Below are 18,498 nucleotides of genomic sequence, written 5' to 3' on the forward strand. Positions count from 1 at the left end.
GCCCTGTGGTGCGAATGCACCGCAGGGCGAGCCTCGAAGGATGGAACGCCCCCGATGCAGCCGGGCCGTCGCCCTTCGAGGGCCGCTAAGAAGCGGCCACCTCAGGGTGACGGTGAGAGACTAATGCTCGCGGCACGGCCGCTGCGCCTCAAATCACATAAAACCCGTGCGTGCCGTCGCGGCGGAGCTGGTCGACGAGGCCGTATTCCCAGTCGAGATAGGCCTGCATCGCGCCTTCGGCGACGTCGGTGCCTTCATAGGGACGGCGGTAGCGATGCGCCGGATCGGGCTTCGGCAGCGGTTGCGGCGCGCCGACCTCGAGCGCGCCGTCATAGCCGCCTTCCAGCACATAGACGTCCCAGCCCATCTGCGCGAGCCAGGACGCCGTCATGTCGGCGCGCACGGCCTTGTCGTCGGTCAGGAGGATGCGCGCGCCGCGCACCGGCGCGGCCATGTCGGTCTCCTGGACCAGCTGGCCGCCGGGATAGTGACGAAAGCCCGGGAGATGACCGCCGGTGTATTCCTGCTCGTCGCGCACGTCGAAGCGATAGAGCGTGCGGTCGCTCTGCGCCGCGAGCGCCGACGCCTCGTTCGCGCCGATGTGGCGAACGCCGGCGCGATAGGCGACGTCGCGGGCGTTGCCAGGGCCGCCCTCGAACGGCCCGATCGCACCGCGCCGGTCGGCACCGTGATCGAGATCGTGCCGGGCCAGCGTCCAGCCGATGGTGCCGTTGCGCAGCGCCCGCACCTTGTTCGGCACGCCGGCGTTGATCAGCGACTGGGTGCCGATGATCGAGCGGGTGCGGCCGGCGCAATTGACGATGATGGTGGTGTCGGGATCGCGCACGGCGGTTCCTGCCCGCAACACCAGCTCCGCACCGGGCACGCTGACCGAGCCCGGAATGTTCATGGTCGCGTATTCATCGAAGCGGCGGACGTCGAGTATGGCGATGTTGGCCTTGTCCGCGATCAGTTTTGCCACTTCGTCGGCGCTGAACGACGGTGTGTGACGTCGCGCCTCGACCAGCTCGCCGAACGCTTTCGAATAGGAATTGACGTCCTCGAACACCTCGTAACCCGCCGCACGCCAGGCCTTGAGCCCGCCGTCGAGCGCGCGGATGTTGGTGTAGCCGAGCGCGGCAAGGCGTCCGGCACCCACAGCGACCAGCCCCTCCCCGTCGTCATAGAGCACGACCGGCACGTCCTTGCGCGGCAGCCTCACCTCGGCCTCGATCGCGATCCGGTCCGCCGCCATGTTGGCGGCGAACAGCGGATGGCCGGTGGCAAACGCGGCCTCGTATCTGAGATCGATGAGCGCGATTTCCTCACGCAACAGCAGCGCGCGGCGGATATCGGCGGGGGTGACGGTCGGGATCGTCATCGGACATGCAGCCTTCGAAGTTTGAACAGGGCGCTTTTGGCCGATTGCGGACCGCTTGACCAGCCCGACGAGGGCATGCCCTCCCACTCTGCGGCGTGCAATCCCTTGGAGCTGCTGAAAACAAGCATGTTGTCCGCGGGCGCGGGGCAGGTAAAGTTCCGATTCGCGCGTGGGGGGAGGGGCAGCATGCGAACTATAAAATTCCTGGTGGTGTTTCTGGTGCTTCCGGGTGCGGCCATGGCCGCGCTGACCAATGCGGAGCGCAAGTCCCAATTCGAGCGGGCGATGGCGTCGATCATAGCAGGGACGACGCCGACCGTGTTCGGCTTTGTCCGCGACACGCTGATCAAGGACTACGTCGCCTGCAAGCCCAACAAGGGGCAGGCCGTGGAGCTCATCAGCGCGAGCTATTTCCGGTCCTGTGAACACGAGGACGCGTCGGCCACCGGCGAGCGCTCACTGGAAGCGTGCCAGTTGCGCTATGGCAAGCCGTGCGCCCTGCTAGCGGTGAACGAGGAGATCGTCGCGGAAGGCGAACTGACAGCGCGGGACATGCCGCATCTGCATTATGCAGGCAAGTATGATCTGTCCCAGATTCCGATCATCCGGCGGGTGACGCGACAGCGCCCCGACGTGCAGAATTACGATAAGGCCATGGAGCCGAAAGCGATGGCCATCCACCCTTGGGGGAAGCTGTTCATCTCGGCGGGCGATGCGAGCTTGAATGATGCCCAGGCGTCCGCACTTGCAAAATGCAACAGCGATCCCACGCGAAATGGCAGGGATGGCGGCTGCTTTGTCTACGCCGTCAACAACGACGTCATCATTGGTGAACGGCACATGCAGCCGAAGTGACGTGTCAAGCAAATATCTTGACTCGATCCAGGCGGATTTGACCAGCGGCTTGTCGGATCACTCGCCCGGAACGAGGCGCCCGAGCGGCGGCTGCGCGGGACGCCGCAGCCTTCGGCGCGACAGGTAGAGCAGGACGCCGGTGACCGAGAACAGCGGCATCAGCGCTGCGGCGATCATGAACGCGAGCTTGCCGGGCCAGCCGAGGACCGCGCCGCGATGGATGTCGAGCACGTTGGCGATGATCTTCTCGCCGAGCGTCTTGTCGGCATAGCGTTCCGCCGAGACCAGCTGGCCGGTGACGGCATCGACGCGGAACTCGTCGCGCGTGGTATCGAGCGTGGAGTCCTTCCCCCACGAGCGGATCCGTAGCACCGCGCCCGAACCGGCGGGCAGCGTCAGCAGGGCCTTGGAGAAGCGGCCGCCCTCCTCGCGCTGGAACGTCGTCCATGCACGATCAAATCCGACGGCCTGAACCGGCTCGGGACGGTCCGCCGCGCGCGGCGCCTTTGTGGGCATCTTGGGCTGCATCCTTGCCGCCGCCACATGTGGGCGCGACAGCAGCCAGACCACGCCGTCCTTGTACCAGTCGAACGAGTACCAGAGCCCGGTCAGCGTCATCACCAGATAGACCGGCAAGACCCAGGTGCCGATGACGGCGTGCAGCGAGCGGTGCAGACCGCGCCCGCTGAGTCCGAGATTGGGCTTCAGCCACATCTTCACGCTGCCTGCGCGACGCGGCCAGCGCAGCACCAGGCCCGAGACCAGCATCACGATCAGGCCGAGCGCAGCGACGCCGGTGATCTGGCGTCCCCAGCCCTTGGCATCGCCGGGGATGAGCAGCCAGCGATGCAGCCTGCGCACGGTCGCAAAAAATTCCTCGCCGCGCGGCGTACCCAGCACGCGCGCGTCGTAGGGATCGACATAGAGCGAGGACGGCCGCGTGCCCTGCTCGTCACGCGCGAAGCGGACATGCACCGCGGTGGATGGATCGCTCGCCAGCGTGACGGCGGAGACCTTGCCGAGGTCCTGCGCCGCCGTCAGGCGCGCGACCAGCTCGTCCGGCATCAGCGCCGGCGCCGTCCGCGGCGCGACCTGCATGATTCCGGCGTTCAGGTGGTCGACGATCTCGTCCTCAAAACTCATGATCGCGCCGGTCAGCGCGATCAGGGTCAGCAGCAGCGCGAGGGCGAGGCCCGCGATGGAATGGACCTCGTGCAAAGCCACCTTGATGTTGTGCCCCAGCCTAGTCATCGAAGCCGGCCTTCTTGATGAGTGCGATCGCAACCTGCTGATGCCTGGCGACCTCTTCGATCGGCAGCACATCGACAGTGAACGAGCCGATATCGGCGACGATCGGAGCCCGCTCCGCGGTCGCAAGCACGGGATATTCGAGCTCGGCCGCCGCAAAGACGCGCTGCGCCGCCTGGGTGACGAGGAMCTCGAGGAATTTTTGGGCGGCAGACGGATGCGGCGCATGTTTCGCGATGGCCGCGCCGGTGAGATTCACATGCGTACCACCGCCCCTGAAGACCGTTGGGATCGCCCTGACCGCCAACGCCCATTCGCGCCATTCGGCGCCGTCCCGTCCGTCACGCAATTGCGCCAGCGCCACGGTGTTACCGATGCCGATTTCGCACGCGCCTTGCGCGATCTCGCGGATCAAATCGTTGTCCTTGCCGGACGGCTTGTGCGCAAGATTGGCCTTCAGGCCGGCGAGCCAGGCCTCCGTCGCGGCCTCGCCGTGATGGGCGAGATAGGCCGCGACCAGGGCGACATTGTTCTGATGCAGCGGCGCGCGCATGCACAATTTGCCGCGCCATTGCGGACTTGCGAGGTCTTCATAGTCGATCGCCGCGAGCGCGCTGTCCTTGCGCGCCAGAACCACGCGGGGACGGATGGCGAGCGCGAGCCACTGCCCGCTACCACTGCGCAAATGCGGCGGGACGACTCGATCGAGCAGCGGCGATGCAAAGGCCTGCGTCAGGCCGCGATTGGCAAGCTGAGTGGTCTTGTCCAACCCGATCGTCATCAGGACGTCCGCAGGCGACGCTTCGCCTTCCGATGCCAAGCGCTTGGCGAGACTGTCCTCGACGAAGACGATTTTGACCCTGATGCCGCTCGCTTCCGTGAACGCCGCGATCGACGGCTCGAGCAGGGCAGCCTCCCTGGTCGAATAGAGCGTGATCTCCTCGGCGCGGCTCGCAACTGTGCTGACAAGGCAGGCGGCCGCCAGCGCGATCAGGACCGCGATGGCTTTGTGCCGCGCCGCCATTGCTAGAACTTCACCGTTGCCGACATCGAGAAGCGCCGCGCGTCGCCGATCGCGACGTTCAGATTGTTCACGGCGGAGGGATAGTAGACGGTGTCGAACAGGTTCTTGACGTTGAACTGATAGATCACCGGGAACTGCTCGTACTTCGTCTCGTAGGTGGCGAAGATATCGGCGACCACATAGGACGGCAAGAAGAAGCTGTTGATCGCATCGCCGGGACGATCGCCGACGTAGCGCGCGCCGCCGCCGAGGCGGAGCTGGCCCGGCAAAGCTGTGCCAAAGTCATAGACCAGATAGAGCGAAGCTGTGTTCAGCGCGACGTTCTGCAGCTTCCTGCCGAGCAACGTGACATCCTCGGATGCCGTCACCCGCGCGTCGGTATAGCCATAGCTGCCGATCAAGGCCCAGCTGTCGGTGAGCCTGCCGGTGACATCCAACTCGACGCCGCGCGAGCGGGCACGGCCGACGGTGTGGATTTCCACGACATTCGCGCTGTTGGTGACCGTCGTCTGCACGTTCTTCTTGTCGAGATCGTAAAGCGCGATCGTGCCGGAGATGCGCTGGTTGACATCGAACTTGACGCCAGTCTCGTATGACACGCCCTCTTCCGGCGCGACATTGGAGCCGATCACGACGCCGATCGGTGCAATGGTCGAGTTCGGCTTCAACGACTCGGTGTAGCTCGCATAAAGCGAGATTTGGTCGGTGAGCTTGAGGATGGCACCGCCGAGAGGCAGCACCTTGTCCTGGGACACGTTGGTGTTGGTGACGAAGGGCTTTCCGCGCCCGGCGATCTGGTCGTAGTCCATGTAGCGCACGCCGCCGACCAGCGCGAAGCGTTCGGTCAGATGCAGCGTGTCCTGGAAGAACATCGACCACTGGCCGAGCTTGTCGGTCTGGGCACTGTCGGGGTTCGACACCGTCGTCCCCGGTCCGATCAGCCCGTAGACGGGATTGTAGACATTGATGGCAGGGGTCGCCTGCCGGATCAGATTGTCACGGTAGATGGTGCGATACTGGCCGTCGCCGCCGAACACCACCTCATTGCGCATGTTGCCGAGCCAGAAGCCGCCGGAAACGTAGGACGTTCCGTAACTGGCATTGCTGAGCGAGCCCTGCGTGCCGTCATTGCTGCGCGTCTCGACGCCCGTCGTGAAGCTGAGGGTGGAGATGCGGAGCTGGTTGGCGCTGAAGGTTTCGGTGTTGTAGCTGTAGCCGGCGTAGAGCTTCCAGTCCTGGTTGAAGCGGTGCTCGACCGATGCCTGGATCAGGTCGGACGTGCCCCACGTGTTGTTGAAGGGCTCGTCGAGCCGGCGTGTGGCGGGCACCGCCAGCGGCGCTTTCGTCACCGGATTGAACGCCGTGCCGCGATCGAACGGATAGATGAACTCGCGGTGCTCGTAGTTGAGCTGAACCGTGGTGTCCTGGCCGTACCAGGCCAGTGACGGCGCCACCAGCATCTCGCGGTGGCGGCCGAAATTTCTCCAATAGTCCTCGCTGACGCCGTAGCCGATGAAACGATAGGCAAGGCCCTGGTCGCCGATCGGACCGGTGACGTCGAGCAAGCCGTCGGCTCCGCTACGATTGTTCGCGAAGGTCGAGCCGAGCAGGGTCACCGAGCCGTGCTGATAAAGCTCGGGGCGCTTGCTGATGGTGTTGACGATGCCGCCGGGGTCCATGATGCCGTAGAGCAGCGAAGCCGGCCCCTTCAGCACCTCGACGCTTTCGACGGCAGGATTGAGGCTGCGGCCCTGCACCAGCGGCATGCCGTTGCGCATGATCGAGCCGTCGCGGTTGTCACCGAAGCCGCGGCGGATCACTGCGTCCTGGCTGCCGGCGAGCGTATTGGTCTGGGTGATACCGGAGACGTTGATGAGCGCATCGTCGATGTTGCGCGGCAACTGATCCTTCAGGACCTGCGCGGGCACGATGTTGACGGCCTGCGAGGTGTTGAGCGGCGAGGCCCCCGAGCGCAGCGTGGTCGCACTCGGCATGGCGCGATAGCCGAGATTGGCGGCTTGTTTCGCAGCGGCTTCAGCCGCGGCGCGTTCCGACGGCGTCGGTGCGGCCGCGGTGGCGACATTCCGGCTGCGCTGACGCGCGGCGGCTTGCGTGCGGCGTGAGGACTGCTCCGACGCACGTGCCGGCTTCGGCCGCTGCACCGGCGCATCCACCGTCACCGGCGGCAGAGCCGATTGGGCCTGCGCGGTCGTCGTGTTGGAAGGCAATTCGGCAAGGAGCACGGCTGCTCCGATGAGAAGACGCGCACGGCTCTTGCCGGCGCGATTTCGATGGCCGCTTACGCGCTGACCATCAGCATTGGCACGCACTTTCGATCCACTTCAGGTCGGACACCACATTGAGGTGCGCGCGTGTAACAGTCGCCGCGAGTGAAGAGAACCGTAGCAGGACTTGAATCGCTCTAGTGTTGAATCGTTCTAGGCGCAGATCAGCGCCGAACGGCAATCGACGATTGATGTCGCAGGGACCGCGACACGCTGCACGCGAATTTGCGGCATCGTGTCACGGCATTGTGCGATCTCAGGCGATGGCGGGCGTCACCAACTCGTCGAGCTTCCGCTTGAGCGCGGTGCCGTCAGACAAGGCACGCAGCGGCGGACGCACACGCAACCAGCTGGCATCGCCGGTCTGCGCCGCGAGAATGGCCTTCAGCGTCGCGAGGAAAGATGGCGTCTTCACCACGATGTCGACCGCGGCCTGCATCCGCGCTTCGACATCCTTGCCGTCGATCATCGCCTTGACCAGCTCCGGCGCGATATTGGCCATGCCGCAGATGGTGCCGGCGCCGCCGGCGGCGATCGCGCGGGCGATGTCGGCCTCGTTGCCGACGGTGATGGCGAGTTCGGGGCTCGCTGCGCGGAACGCCTGGAACTGCTTGAAGTCGCCGCTGGAGTCCTTCAACCCCGCGACCAGCTTACCGTAACGCTTGCGCAGGCTCGCGGCGACGGTCGTCGGAATCGCGACGCCCGAAATCTGCGGGATGTGATAGAGCGAGGCGCGCAGGCGATCGTCGGCGACGCCATCGATGATGGCGGCGAAGGCATCCTCGATGCCCTCGGGCGTGACGTTACGATCGAAGTAGGGCGGCAAGTACAGCACGTGGCGCAGGCCGAGGCCGAGCACCGCACGCGTCAGTGCGATGCTGTCGCTGATGGCGGGAAAGCCGCCGCCGATTCCGATGCGCTCCGCGGCGATTCCGGCCTTGAGCATCGCCTCGATCGTCGCGACACGCTCGGCGACATTGAAGGAAGTGCCCTCGCCGGTGGTGCCGAACAGCACGACGCCATCGACGCCTTTGTTGAAGAGCTGCTTGGTATGGGCGGCGAGCTTGGCGGAATCCACACTGCCGTCCGGTGTCAGCGGCGTCGCCGACGCCACCCAGAACCCGCGAATTGCCTCCGTCATGACACCACCCATTGTTGCGGCTTCGGACTAAGCCTCTGATCGATAACGATCTTCGGAGGCCGCCGGAGCCTTGTTTTTGCTTTACTTTCCATCTTGTACCTTACATACAAGAAGGACGCAATTCCCTCGGCGTAACCGGCGCGCGACTGGGCGCGACCCGATCCTGATGAGGTCTCGCATGGACATGGTGACCCCCGTCGAACGTTCCGACCACTGGCTTGGCGCTTTGCGCGGAAAGCTCGGCGCGGCCGCCGTGCTGACCGGCACCGATGTGCCTGCGCGCAATGGCAACGACTGGAGCGCGAGCCTGCCGCAAACGCCGCTGGCGGTGATCCGCCCGCTCGATGCGCAAGGCGTTGCCGACGCCATCATCGCCTGCCGAGAGGCGCGGCTGCCGTTCGTGCCGCAGGGCGGATTGACCGGGCTCTGCCGCGGCGCTTCGCCCGAGCCGGGGTGGGTCGCGATCTCGCTCGAGCGCATGACCGGCATCGAGGAGATCGACCGCGCGTCCGCGACGATGACGGTGAAGGCCGGCACGCCGCTGGAGACGATTCAGAAAGCCGCTGACGAAGCAGGCTTCTTCTTTCCGCTCGATCTCGGCTCGCGCGGCTCCTGCGCCATCGGCGGCAACCTCTCCACCAATGCCGGCGGCAACCGCGTGATCCGCTACGGCATGACGCGCGAACTGGTGCTCGGCCTCGAAGTGGTGCTGCCCGACGGAACCATCATCACCAGCCTCAACAAGCTGATGAAGAACAATGCCGGCTATGACCTGAAGCATCTCTTCATCGGCTCGGAAGGCACGCTTGGCATCATCACCCGCGTGGTGCTGCGGCTGTTTCCAAAGCCGCGCTCGACCATGGCTGCGCTGTGCGCGCTGAAGGACTATGCCGCGGTGATCGCGCTGCTCGACGCCGCGCGCTCTGGACTTGGCCCGCTGCTGTCGGCGTTCGAGGTGATGTGGCCGGACTATTGGGACGTGATCACGGCGCGCGCCGGCGTGAAGCCGCCGGTTGCCGCAGGCCACGGCCTCTACGTGCTGGTGGAGGCACAGGGCACCGACGAGAACCTGGATGCACCGCGCTTCCAGAGCTGGCTTGAGGAGCTGATGGAGCGCGGACTGCTGGTGGACGCCGCGGTGGCGCAATCGCTGGCGCAGACGCAGGCGTTCTGGCGGGTGCGCGACATCTGCGCCGAATTCGGCCAGGTGCTGGGGCCGCACATCTCCTACGACATCGGCCTTGCGGTGGCGCGGATGGACGAGTTCGTCACGCGCTGCAAGGCCGCGCTCGCCGCCGGCATCAAGGGATGCGAGAGCGTCTATTACGGCCATATCGGCGACGGCAATCTGCATCTGGTCTCCTGGGTCACGGGCCTGACCGTCGAGCACCAGCCCAAGGAGGAGATGGATGCGATCATCTACGGCCTGGTGCGCGAGATGGGCGGCAGCGTCTCCGCCGAGCACGGCATCGGCACGCTGAAGAAGAAGTGGCTGGGGCATGCCCGCAGCGAGGCCGAGATCGCGCTGATGCGGACGCTGAAGGCCGCGCTCGACCCCGATCACCTGCTCAATCCCGGCAAGGTGATCTGAACGGCCGCAATGCGACGAGAGAGCCGATGCGATCCTTGAAGCTCGATACGCCGAAATCGCTGTCGCAGCGGGTGATGCAGCGGCTGCGGCAGGCCATCATCGACGGCGAGTTCGCGCTAGGGGCAGCGATCTCCGAGGAGATGGTGGCGAATTCCTTCGGCGTCAGCCGCACGCCGGTGCGCGAGGCGATGGGGCAATTGCAGGCGCAGGGGCTGGTGGTGATCAGACCCCAGGTCGGCAGCTTCGTGTTCACGCCGAGCGCCGAGGACATCAATGCGCTCTGCGCTTTCAGGATCGCACTCGAACCCAAGGCCGCCGAGCTCGCGTTCCGTCACGACCGCGACGGTGCGGTCGCGACGATGAGCGGCGCGATCGCGGCGATGGAGCCGGCAGTCGCGGCCAGGGACAACATCGCCTATGGCCGCGCCGACGCCGCCTTTCACGAAGCGCTGTTCACGCACTGCGGCAACCGCTATCTCGTCGAATCCTACCAGCTCGCATCTAGCCGCGTCGCGGCGTTGCGCACCAACCTCACCTCGCCGATCGACGTGCGCACCCGCACCTCGTTCGACGAGCATCGCAAGCTGCTTGATCTGTTCGGTCGCGGCGAGTTTGCGGCGTTCGCGGAGCTGATGACGACGCATATCACCAATTCAGGCGTGGTCTATGCCAAAGCCTTGAAGGTGGACGCACTGAAGGCGGGGTGAGCGCTTCTACCGCGCGTCTTTCGGTCCCGGCCTGTCCAGGAAATCCAACGCGGTGTTGATCTGCTCGAGCTGGTGCTCGATCCTGTCGCGGTCCTCGACGGCTTGCGCCTTGTCGAGCTCCTCCACGAGCTTCTGCTTTCGCAACAACAAGTTCTCAATGACCGTGCTCACAGCTCCCCCATCGCCAGAGGCGACATCACGAACGCCGAGATGATAGAGGCGCGCGCCGAGCCCGCGCCAAACCCTCGATCAAAATGTTCATGGGCGCGGTTGGTTCCTATGGCCGAGCCCCGATCTGCGCCGCCGTCGGGATGCCCCCGCGGCGATCACCGCGTCGTGACGGCCCGCCATCTGGTTGTATTTGCAGGCCCCAAGGCCTATGCGTATGCGCCATGGACACCCAAATCGTTACCGCCGAAAAGCCCCTGATGGCCCTGGCGCGGCCCCACAAGCCCGCGCCGTTCCTGCCGATGAGCCGCGCCGAGATGAATGCGCTCGGCTGGGACGCCTGCGACATCGTGCTGGTGACGGGCGATGCCTATGTCGACCATCCGAGTTTTGGCATGGCGATCATCGGCCGGCTGCTGGAGGCGCAAGGCTTCCGGGTCGGCATCATCGCGCAGCCGGACTGGCATTCGGCCGAGCCGTTCAAGGCGCTCGGCAAGCCAAAGGTGTTCTTTGGCGTCACCGGCGGCAACATGGACTCCATGGTGAACCGTTACACCGCGGACCGCCGCCTGCGCCATGACGACGCCTATACGGCGGGCGGCGAAGGCGGCAAGCGGCCGGACCGCTGCACCATCGTCTACGCCCAGCGCTGCCGCGAGGCGTTCAAGGACGTGCCGGTCGTGCTCGGCGGCATCGAGGCGTCGCTGCGCCGGATCGCGCATTACGACTATTGGTCCGACAAGGTGCGCCGCTCGGTGCTGGCCGACGCCAAGGCGGATCTCTTGCTCTACGGCAATGCCGAGCGCGCCGTCGTCGAGGTAGCCAACCGTCTTGCGGCCGGCGAAGCGCCGCGCGAGCTCAACGACATCCGCGGCGTCGCGCTGTTCCGCCGCGTGCCCGAAGACTATTCCGAACTGCACGCCGACGATCTCGATTCCGCCGACGAGGGCGCAACGCGCCAGAAGGGCGCCACCGTGATCCGCCTGCCGGCGCTCGAGCAGGTCGAGCAGGACCGCGAGGCCTATGCGCGCGCCTCGCGCGTGCTGCACCGGGAGAGCAATCCCGGCAATGCGCGGCCGCTGGTGCAGCGTCACGGCGACCGCGACCTCTGGCTCAACCCGCCGCCGATCCCGCTGACCAGCGACGAGATGGACGCGGTCTACGACCTGCCCTATGCGCGGGCCCCGCATCCGTCCTACGGCGAGGCCAAGATTCCCGCCTGGGACATGATCAAGTTCTCGGTGACGATCATGCGCGGCTGCTTCGGCGGCTGCACCTTCTGCTCGATCACCGAGCACGAAGGCCGCATCATCCAGAACCGCTCGGAAGGCTCGATCCTGCGCGAGATCGAGAAGATCCGCGACAAGACGCCGGGCTTCACCGGCGTGATCTCCGACATCGGCGGCCCCACCGCCAACATGTACCGGATGGCGTGCAAGGATCCGAAGGTCGAGGCGGCGTGCCGGCGGCCGTCCTGCGTCTTCCCGGAAATCTGCCCGAACCTCAACACCTCGCATGACGATCTGATCCGGCTCTATCGCAAGGTGCGCGAGACCAAGGGCATCAAGAAGGTGATGGTCGCCTCCGGCGTGCGCTACGACCTCGCGGTCGAGAGTCCCGAATACATCAAGGAGCTCGTCACCCATCACGTCGGCGGTTATCTGAAGATCGCGCCGGAGCATACCGAGCGCGGCCCGCTCGACAAGATGATGAAGCCGGGCATCGGCGCCTACGACAAGTTCAAGCGGATGTTCGACGCCGCGGCCGAGCAGGCCGGCAAGAAATACTATCTGATCCCGTACTTCATCGCGGCGCATCCGGGCACGACCGACGAAGACATGATGAACCTCGCGCTCTGGCTCAAGAAGAACCGCTACCGCGCGGATCAAGTGCAGACCTTCCTGCCCTCGCCGATGGCGACCGCGACCGCGATGTACCACACCGGCGTCAACCCGCTGCGCGGCGTGCGGCGCGGCGGCAGCGACAAGGTCGAGGCGATCAAGGGGCTTCGTCAACGAAGGCTGCACAAGGCGTTCCTGCGCTATCACGACCCCGACAACTGGCCGGTGCTGCGCGAGGCGCTGAAGGCGATGGGCCGCGCCGATCTGATCGGCTCCCGTCCCGACCAGTTAGTCCCAGCGCACCAGCCGCCCGGCACCGGCAAGGCCGCCGGCACGCGGCGCCCGGTGCGCCCCGGCGACAAGACGCAGCGCTTCACGACCAAGGGCCTGCGGGTGATGAAGTAGCGGCAATTGGAATGCGATCAGGTTTCGGCCTGACGCTTGCGTGCCCCCAAAACAAAAATCTCGAAAACAACCCCATGCACAGTAGCCGGCGCTAGCGGGATCAATGGCTTAGGCGGGTTGTGAATCCGCCGCCTTTTGGCTTCCGGCGCTCAGTACTTGGCGACCACTGGTCCGGGCGTGAACTGGTAATTGAAGCCGGCACGCAGGACATGATCGTGGAACTTGACCGTAGTCTCGTTGGCAGTCCCGCCGAAATAGGTGGCCGACCCCAGATCGAGATAGAGGTATTCGAGTTTTGCTGACCAGTTGCGGTTGAATTTCTTTTCGATGCCGGCCCCTGCGGTCCAGCCCCAGCGAGTCTGGCTCTCTGAGACCGCCGCACCGACAACCGTAACCGGCGCCCCGGCCGGCGCGTTGTTGCCATCGAACAGTTGCCCGGTCAGCGTCGCCTGAGTTCCGAACTGGACCTCTCCGACCGCCAGCCCCCCGGTCGCATAGAGCAGCAGGCTGGGATCGGCCAATAGTCCGGCGCGACCGCGGAAGGTTGCAAACCACGGAAAATCAGTGCTGCTGTTGGCAGTGCCGGTAATGCCAACCGAACCGATCCTGACCGCCGGCAGCGTGTCAATCGAACGGCCGCGCTCGCCGGTGCCTTGAATATCGGCCTCGACACCCAGGACCCATTTCGGATCGACCTGCCAGTTGTAGCCGATCTGACCGCCGCCAAGCCCCCCATCAACGGTCTGTCCGATGCTCACAGCAAGCGGTGTGGTCGGCACGACCGTGGCGTTGGAGCGGCCCCAGCTATAGCCGCCGTTCAACCCCGCATAAAACCCCGTCCAATTGTAGCCGGGATCGACCATCGGCGGCGCCTTGACGTAGGACCTCGGCGCCAGGTCAGCAGCCATCGCGCCCGTTGCAAGCAGCGGCAACGCCGCCGCCATTCCAATCACAATCCGATTCATCAAAAACTCCTCAACACGAACGCCTGAAAGCCGTTGGTGCACGTCACCACTGATATCTGGCGATGCCCTTGCCGGCGTAGCTGCGGGTGACGTTCGAGAACTCACCCTCGAAAGTGCCGGACAGCGAGAAGCCGTTCAGCCATTTCACCTCCGCCGCGCCCGTGACCAGCGCGGCATCGTGCGCTGAGGCTGCGCCGTTCACCACGAAGCTCGCGCCCGGCAGGGTCTGGAAGGTGGCGGAGATCGCGCGATCCGGATTGAAATCGTGCGCCCACGCCGCACGGCTGCGCAGCGTGAGGATCGCGGTCTCGAGCGCATAGGAGCGGTCGGTGCGCAGGCCGAGCTCGCCGCGTGCAGCGGTGACGTCCCTGCCCGCATAATTCAGCGCAAAGGTGTTGGCGCCGGAGACCGCCTGCTCGCCATAACCCGGCAGGTACAAACTGGTGAACTGCGCCGCCGCGTACGGCGTGATCCCCATCCAGGGCGTGGCATAGCGATAACCGCCTTCGAGGCGTCCCGACAGCGCGTTGGCCTTGAACCGGGCACGCAGATGATCTGCACCCGCGATGGTCACCGTGCGATCCGTCGTCACGTCCTGCCAGCCATAGGCGAGCGCACCGGCCACGTAGGCATTGCCCATGGTGTGGCGCGCATACACACCGGCCTGGAACAGGTCGGAGCTGCCGCTGCCGAGCCCGTTGGCAGCGCCAAAACTGGTGCCGCCGCCGCCGAGCGCGAAACCGAGCAGCGTGTTCGGCGACAACAGGTAATCGGCGCCCGCGGCAACGCCGGCGATGCGGCTGGTCGCGGTGTTCGAGCCGACCACCGCATTGCCGTCGGTGGTCTGCGAGCCGCCATAGCCGGCCGCCCACACGCTCCAGCGCTGCGTGAACGAGTCCCCGGCACCACGCGCCTGCCGGCCGATCGCCGCATAGGCGTCGCGACCCGCGTTCGCACGCGCGGCTGCGCCGTCGTCGGCATATCGCGAGGCTCCGCCCGCCGGCGCGGGCGTATCGTTGCGGTTGCCGAAGAACGGATCGAGCAGCGTGTTGAGGAACTGGCCCATGGCATTGAAGGTGCCTTGCTGGGCGCCGGTGGCGACTTCGCCGGAGGCCTGCGTCAGCCCGTTGAGGAGGTTTTGGCCCGTCGCGTTGAACAGCTTATTGAAGCCGGTCGTCATCGAGCCACCCGCGAGCAGCCCGTTGTCGATTGCAGCGGCGACATTCCTCTGGTTGATGTTGGCGAAGCCGGGCAGCGACGGCGACAGCAATCCGGGATCGAGTGTCAGCAGCTCGTTGTTGCCCGACTGGGTCACCCGCGCGTTGCGGGCGTAGGCCGGGTTGCTTATCGAGATCGACCCGAACGTCCCGGTCGTGTTCGACGAGCTGACGATGACGTAGGTCGTGGTCGTCGCGACGCGGCCGGTCATGTTCACCACAAGGCTGCCGGCGAGCTGCGCCGCGCCGGTCACCACGGTCTTGCTGGCGGATGTCCCGGAGACCTGGACCAGGTAGGTCGCGGCCGCGGTCAGCACCAGATTGCCCGCAATGGTGAGCGTGCCAATCGAGCTCGGGTTGCCCGGCGCCAGCGTGCCGCCGTAGATCGTGGTGTCGCCGATGGTGCCGATGCCACCCAGCGTGCCGCCGGCATACACCTTGGTGGCGGAGTTGGCGATCGAACCGCTCACCGACAGCGTGCCACCGTCAACGAAGGTCGGCCCGGTATAGGTGCTGGTCCCGGTCAGGATCGTGGTGCCCGACAACTGGTTAACGACGCCGCTGTTGCCGGGTCCACCGTCAATAATGTCCGACGCGAAAACATAGCCCGTCGAGGTGTGGTTGAAACTGATCGCGCCGGTGCCGGCGCCGAACTGGATCGTGGCCGCCGTCAATGTGCCCGGCGTCGCCGCCGCCGAACCCGGTGCCGCGCCGATATTGAGCGCGCCGGTCGAGCCGACCTGATTGGCGATCAAGAGCGCACCATTGGCGGACACGTTGCCGCCATTGGAGATGGTCAACGAGCCGTTACCTCCGTCACCGATCCTGATCATCGACGCATTGGTCCAGGACGAACCCGCGCCGTCGACGGTGACGCTGCCGTTCGAGCCGACGTTGGCTCCGATCACCGCCCCGATGTTGACCACGCTGCCGCCATGCGTGACCGCGACCGAGCCGGTGGTGTTTTGGCCGACATCGAGGGTACCGACTGCCCATGACGACCCGGCGCCGTCGATCACGGCCGACCCGCCGCTCCCGCCGGGACTCACGCCAATCACGGCACCCCCTGTCGAAGCCTGGCCGCCGTTGGAGACCACCAGCGTTCCCGTGCCGGCGCCCCCGAGCGCGAGGGCATTGGCGGTGATCCAGGCGGAGCCTGCGCCATCGACGAACACTGAACCGGTCGCGCCCGCCGAGGTGCCGACAGCCGCGTTGCCGCTGGCGACCATGCCGCCATTGGTGATGGTGAGCGTGCCGGTGCCGGCCGCGCCGACAGTCAGGACGGCGTTCGAGTTCAGGCCCAGGCCCGAGCCTGCCCCATCGACCGTGACACTGCCGGTTGCGCCGGCAATGCCGCCGAGATTGATAGGCCCCGTGCTCGTCACGATGCCGCCATGCGTGATCGCGACCGTGCCAGTGCCGAAATAGCCGATATCCAGGGCGGTGTTGGACCAGCTCGAACCGGCTCCGCTGACGGTGACGGCACCGGTAGCCCCCGCGAAGCTGCCGACGATGCCGCCAAGGTTGCTGACCGCACCGCCATTGCTGATCGTGAGCGTGCCGGATCCCGCCGAGCCGACCACCAGTCCGGCGGCGCCGGTCCAGTTCGAGCCGGCTCCGTCGACGGAGGCCGTGCCGATGCTGTTGGCAGAGAATCCGAGATAGCCGAAGCCGCTGATGGCGAGGCCGCCGCCGTTCGTGATCGCAAGATTGCCGTTGCCGGCGTTGCCGACGATCATTTGCTGGCCGGTCGCCGCTCCGCCGTTGATGACGGTCGCATGCGGCGACGTCGTGTCGATCGTCACGTTGTCGGCCGCGTTCGGCACGGCGGACGGATTATTCCAGTTGCCCGCAGCGAACCAGTTGCTCGACACGGTGCCGAGCCACTGCGGCGTGGCCGCGTAGGCCGGCGACAGTGCCACACCGGTCAACGCGGTCGAACCGATCAGTAACGCCATCAATGCGGCCGCTCGTGACACAAAGCTGCTCCGAGCAACAGCCCGGTTCATGCCTGCGTCGGGGTTGAATGAAAGATTTGGACCCTTCGGCATGCATGACCTCGTACAAATCGAATATTGATCCCGGTGCACGCACCGGTCAGACGACTCGTCCCGGCCACACGGCGGGACTGAATCGCGCTGAAACTGTTGCTGGCATCAATGAGGTACGCGGAGTTCGCTGTCTTGGAACGGAACGCCAATCGCTTCACCTTCAGCGCTCTGCGGTCGTGGCGGCGGCTCCGTGATGCAGAACGGCCACGGCACAAAGCGCTCCGGAAAATGGCTTCCAACGCAACCGCAGACTGAATTCGTCCGCGTGGCTCGCCGCCCGATGGCGGCGCGATCAACGTGCGGGAGACATCGATTTCGCCACGATTGGACTCCAGCGCCAATCGTTTAGATTGGCGCGATTTCCGCTGGCGCTGGCCTTTCGCTTCGGCAATCCCCGGGTATGGTGCGCTGTCGCAGGCGAAGGGAGTCATGATGAATCAGGCGGGCGCGCCGAATTTCTTTGTCAACCGCTACACGGGCCCGCCGCGTGGACGCGATTACGAGAGATGGCGCGAGGAAATGTACCGGTGCACGCTCCGGGTCGACGTCCAGCCCGGCGCTGGCGACAGCATCGACTGCAAATTGCAGGTCAGCCTGCTGGGTGGCATCCTGTTGGGTGCCTCCAACGGAACGTCGGCTGAATTCTCGCGCACCCCCGACACACTGAAGGATGGCTACGACGGCCTGTGCCTCGTCATCGCCACATCCGGCCGCGTGCTCATATCGCACGAGGAGCATTCGATCGAACTGTCGGAATCGCAAATGTGTCTCGGCGACATGAGCGTGCTCTGTGGCACGCGCATGAGCAGCGATTGCGAGGTCAAGACCATACGCATCCCGCGCTCCCAGCTGCTGACGATCTGCCCAAAGGCCGAGGACCGGCTCGCACTCCTTCTTGGCGGTCAAGATCCCCTGAGAGAAGCGATTGCACGCTACCACGCGCTTGCCGCCAGTGTTGGCCCGCACACAGACGTGATCGGCCAGCACCTGATGGCGCAACACATGGTCGATCTCATCGCCCTGTTGCTGGGGTCGGACGCCGACCGAACGGAACTGGCGAGCTACAGGGGGCATTCTGCCGCGCGGCTCGACCTCATGCGCGCCGACGTCATCGCCAATCTCGGTCGAGGTGATCTGACGATCTATTCGGTCGCCCAGAAGGCCGGCGTCAGCCCGCGCAACGCCCAACGGATTTTCGAGCAGACCGGAACCACGTTCACCGAATTCCTCCTTGAACAGCGCCTGCTGCTGGTGCGCAAGCTGCTGCTCGATCCCCTCAACCGATGGCGCAAGGTCTCCGACCTCGCCCACTCGGCGGGCTTCCCCGACGTGTCCTATTTCAACCGCGTGTTTCGACGGCGGTTCGGCGTCACACCATCCGACATGCGCGCCGCTTGAGGGCGAGACGCGTGAGAAGATGTCTCACAGAGTTCGCTGTCTTGGAACGGAAACGCCATTCGCTTCACTTCCAGGGCCCTGAGAACGTAGCGGCGCAATCGGAGACACCGGTTTCGTCACGATTGGACTCCCGCGCCAATCGTGTAGATTGGCGCGATATTCGCCGGCCCCGCCTTTCGCTCAGGAAATCCCGGAACAGGGTGGGCTGTCGCAAGCGAAGG

The 18,498-nt window shown here is 65.5% G+C and carries 13 protein-coding genes; 5 read left to right on the forward strand and 8 right to left on the reverse strand.

Going from position 1 to position 18,498, the window contains the following annotated elements; genetic code table 11:
* Positions 1-148 precede the first annotated feature (148 nt).
* Positions 149-1,381 carry a rhodanese-like domain-containing protein gene (locus ACXJMY_RS17550; RefSeq protein WP_456620588.1) on the reverse strand — a complete coding sequence of 411 codons (1,233 nt, stop codon included), beginning with the start codon at positions 1,379-1,381 and terminating at the stop codon, positions 149-151.
* 237 nt (positions 1,382-1,618) lie between these two features.
* Here ACXJMY_RS17550 and ACXJMY_RS17555 point away from each other — a divergent pair, with 237 nt between their 5' ends.
* Positions 1,619-2,236: a hypothetical protein gene (locus tag ACXJMY_RS17555; RefSeq protein WP_456620589.1), complete on the forward strand. Its 618-nt coding sequence runs from the start codon at positions 1,619-1,621 to the stop codon at positions 2,234-2,236.
* A 57-nt stretch (positions 2,237-2,293) separates the two neighbouring features.
* Here the strand turns inward: ACXJMY_RS17555 and ACXJMY_RS17560 are convergent, their stop codons facing one another.
* From ACXJMY_RS17560 to ACXJMY_RS17575, 4 genes are all read right to left on the reverse strand, one after another.
* On the reverse strand, positions 2,294-3,487 hold the full coding sequence (locus ACXJMY_RS17560; RefSeq protein WP_456620590.1) for a PepSY-associated TM helix domain-containing protein: 1,194 nt from the start codon (positions 3,485-3,487) through the stop codon (positions 2,294-2,296).
* The gene (locus ACXJMY_RS17565) at positions 3,480-4,508 is read right to left on the reverse strand and encodes an extracellular solute-binding protein (RefSeq protein ID WP_456620591.1); all 1,029 of its coding nucleotides are present in this window, start codon (positions 4,506-4,508) and stop codon (positions 3,480-3,482) included. Before ACXJMY_RS17565 ends, ACXJMY_RS17560 begins: the two co-directional genes overlap by 8 nt.
* 2 nt (positions 4,509-4,510) lie before the next feature.
* Entirely contained in the window at positions 4,511-6,838 is a 2,328-nt protein-coding gene (locus ACXJMY_RS17570) for a TonB-dependent siderophore receptor (RefSeq protein WP_456620592.1), read from the reverse strand.
* Between the two features lie 211 nt (positions 6,839-7,049).
* Positions 7,050-7,934: a dihydrodipicolinate synthase family protein gene (locus tag ACXJMY_RS17575; protein WP_456620593.1), complete on the reverse strand. Its 885-nt coding sequence runs from the start codon at positions 7,932-7,934 to the stop codon at positions 7,050-7,052.
* Positions 7,935-8,112: 178 nt separating this feature from the next.
* On the opposite strand from ACXJMY_RS17575, the gene ACXJMY_RS17580 reads away from it, so the two are divergent.
* Positions 8,113-9,525 (forward strand): FAD-binding oxidoreductase, encoded by a 1,413-nt coding sequence (locus tag ACXJMY_RS17580; RefSeq protein WP_456620594.1) that lies wholly within the window; start codon positions 8,113-8,115, stop codon positions 9,523-9,525.
* A 26-nt stretch (positions 9,526-9,551) separates the two neighbouring features.
* A complete protein-coding gene (locus tag ACXJMY_RS17585; protein WP_456620595.1) occupies positions 9,552-10,232 on the forward strand; it encodes a GntR family transcriptional regulator in 681 nt (226 codons plus the stop codon).
* A 6-nt stretch (positions 10,233-10,238) separates the two neighbouring features.
* On the opposite strand, the gene ACXJMY_RS17590 is transcribed toward ACXJMY_RS17585, so the two are convergent.
* The gene (locus ACXJMY_RS17590) at positions 10,239-10,403 is read right to left on the reverse strand and encodes a hypothetical protein (protein WP_456620596.1); all 165 of its coding nucleotides are present in this window, start codon (positions 10,401-10,403) and stop codon (positions 10,239-10,241) included.
* A 221-nt stretch (positions 10,404-10,624) separates the two neighbouring features.
* On the opposite strand from ACXJMY_RS17590, the gene ACXJMY_RS17595 reads away from it, so the two are divergent.
* The gene (locus ACXJMY_RS17595) at positions 10,625-12,646 is read left to right on the forward strand and encodes a YgiQ family radical SAM protein (protein ID WP_456620597.1); all 2,022 of its coding nucleotides are present in this window, start codon (positions 10,625-10,627) and stop codon (positions 12,644-12,646) included.
* A gap of 149 nt (positions 12,647-12,795) precedes the next feature.
* On the opposite strand, the gene ACXJMY_RS17600 is transcribed toward ACXJMY_RS17595, so the two are convergent.
* Positions 12,796-13,611 carry an outer membrane protein gene (locus ACXJMY_RS17600; protein WP_456620598.1) on the reverse strand — a complete coding sequence of 272 codons (816 nt, stop codon included), beginning with the start codon at positions 13,609-13,611 and terminating at the stop codon, positions 12,796-12,798.
* A gap of 43 nt (positions 13,612-13,654) precedes the next feature.
* On the reverse strand, positions 13,655-16,786 hold the full coding sequence (locus ACXJMY_RS17605; RefSeq protein ID WP_456620599.1) for an autotransporter outer membrane beta-barrel domain-containing protein: 3,132 nt from the start codon (positions 16,784-16,786) through the stop codon (positions 13,655-13,657).
* Between the two features lie 417 nt (positions 16,787-17,203).
* On the opposite strand from ACXJMY_RS17605, the gene ACXJMY_RS17610 reads away from it, so the two are divergent.
* Positions 17,204-18,277, forward strand: a complete 1,074-nt coding sequence (locus tag ACXJMY_RS17610; protein ID WP_456620600.1) for an AraC family transcriptional regulator — start codon at positions 17,204-17,206, stop codon at positions 18,275-18,277.
* Positions 18,278-18,498: the final 221 nt, after the last annotated feature.

Source organism: Bradyrhizobium sp. P5_C12 (assembly GCF_054049735.1).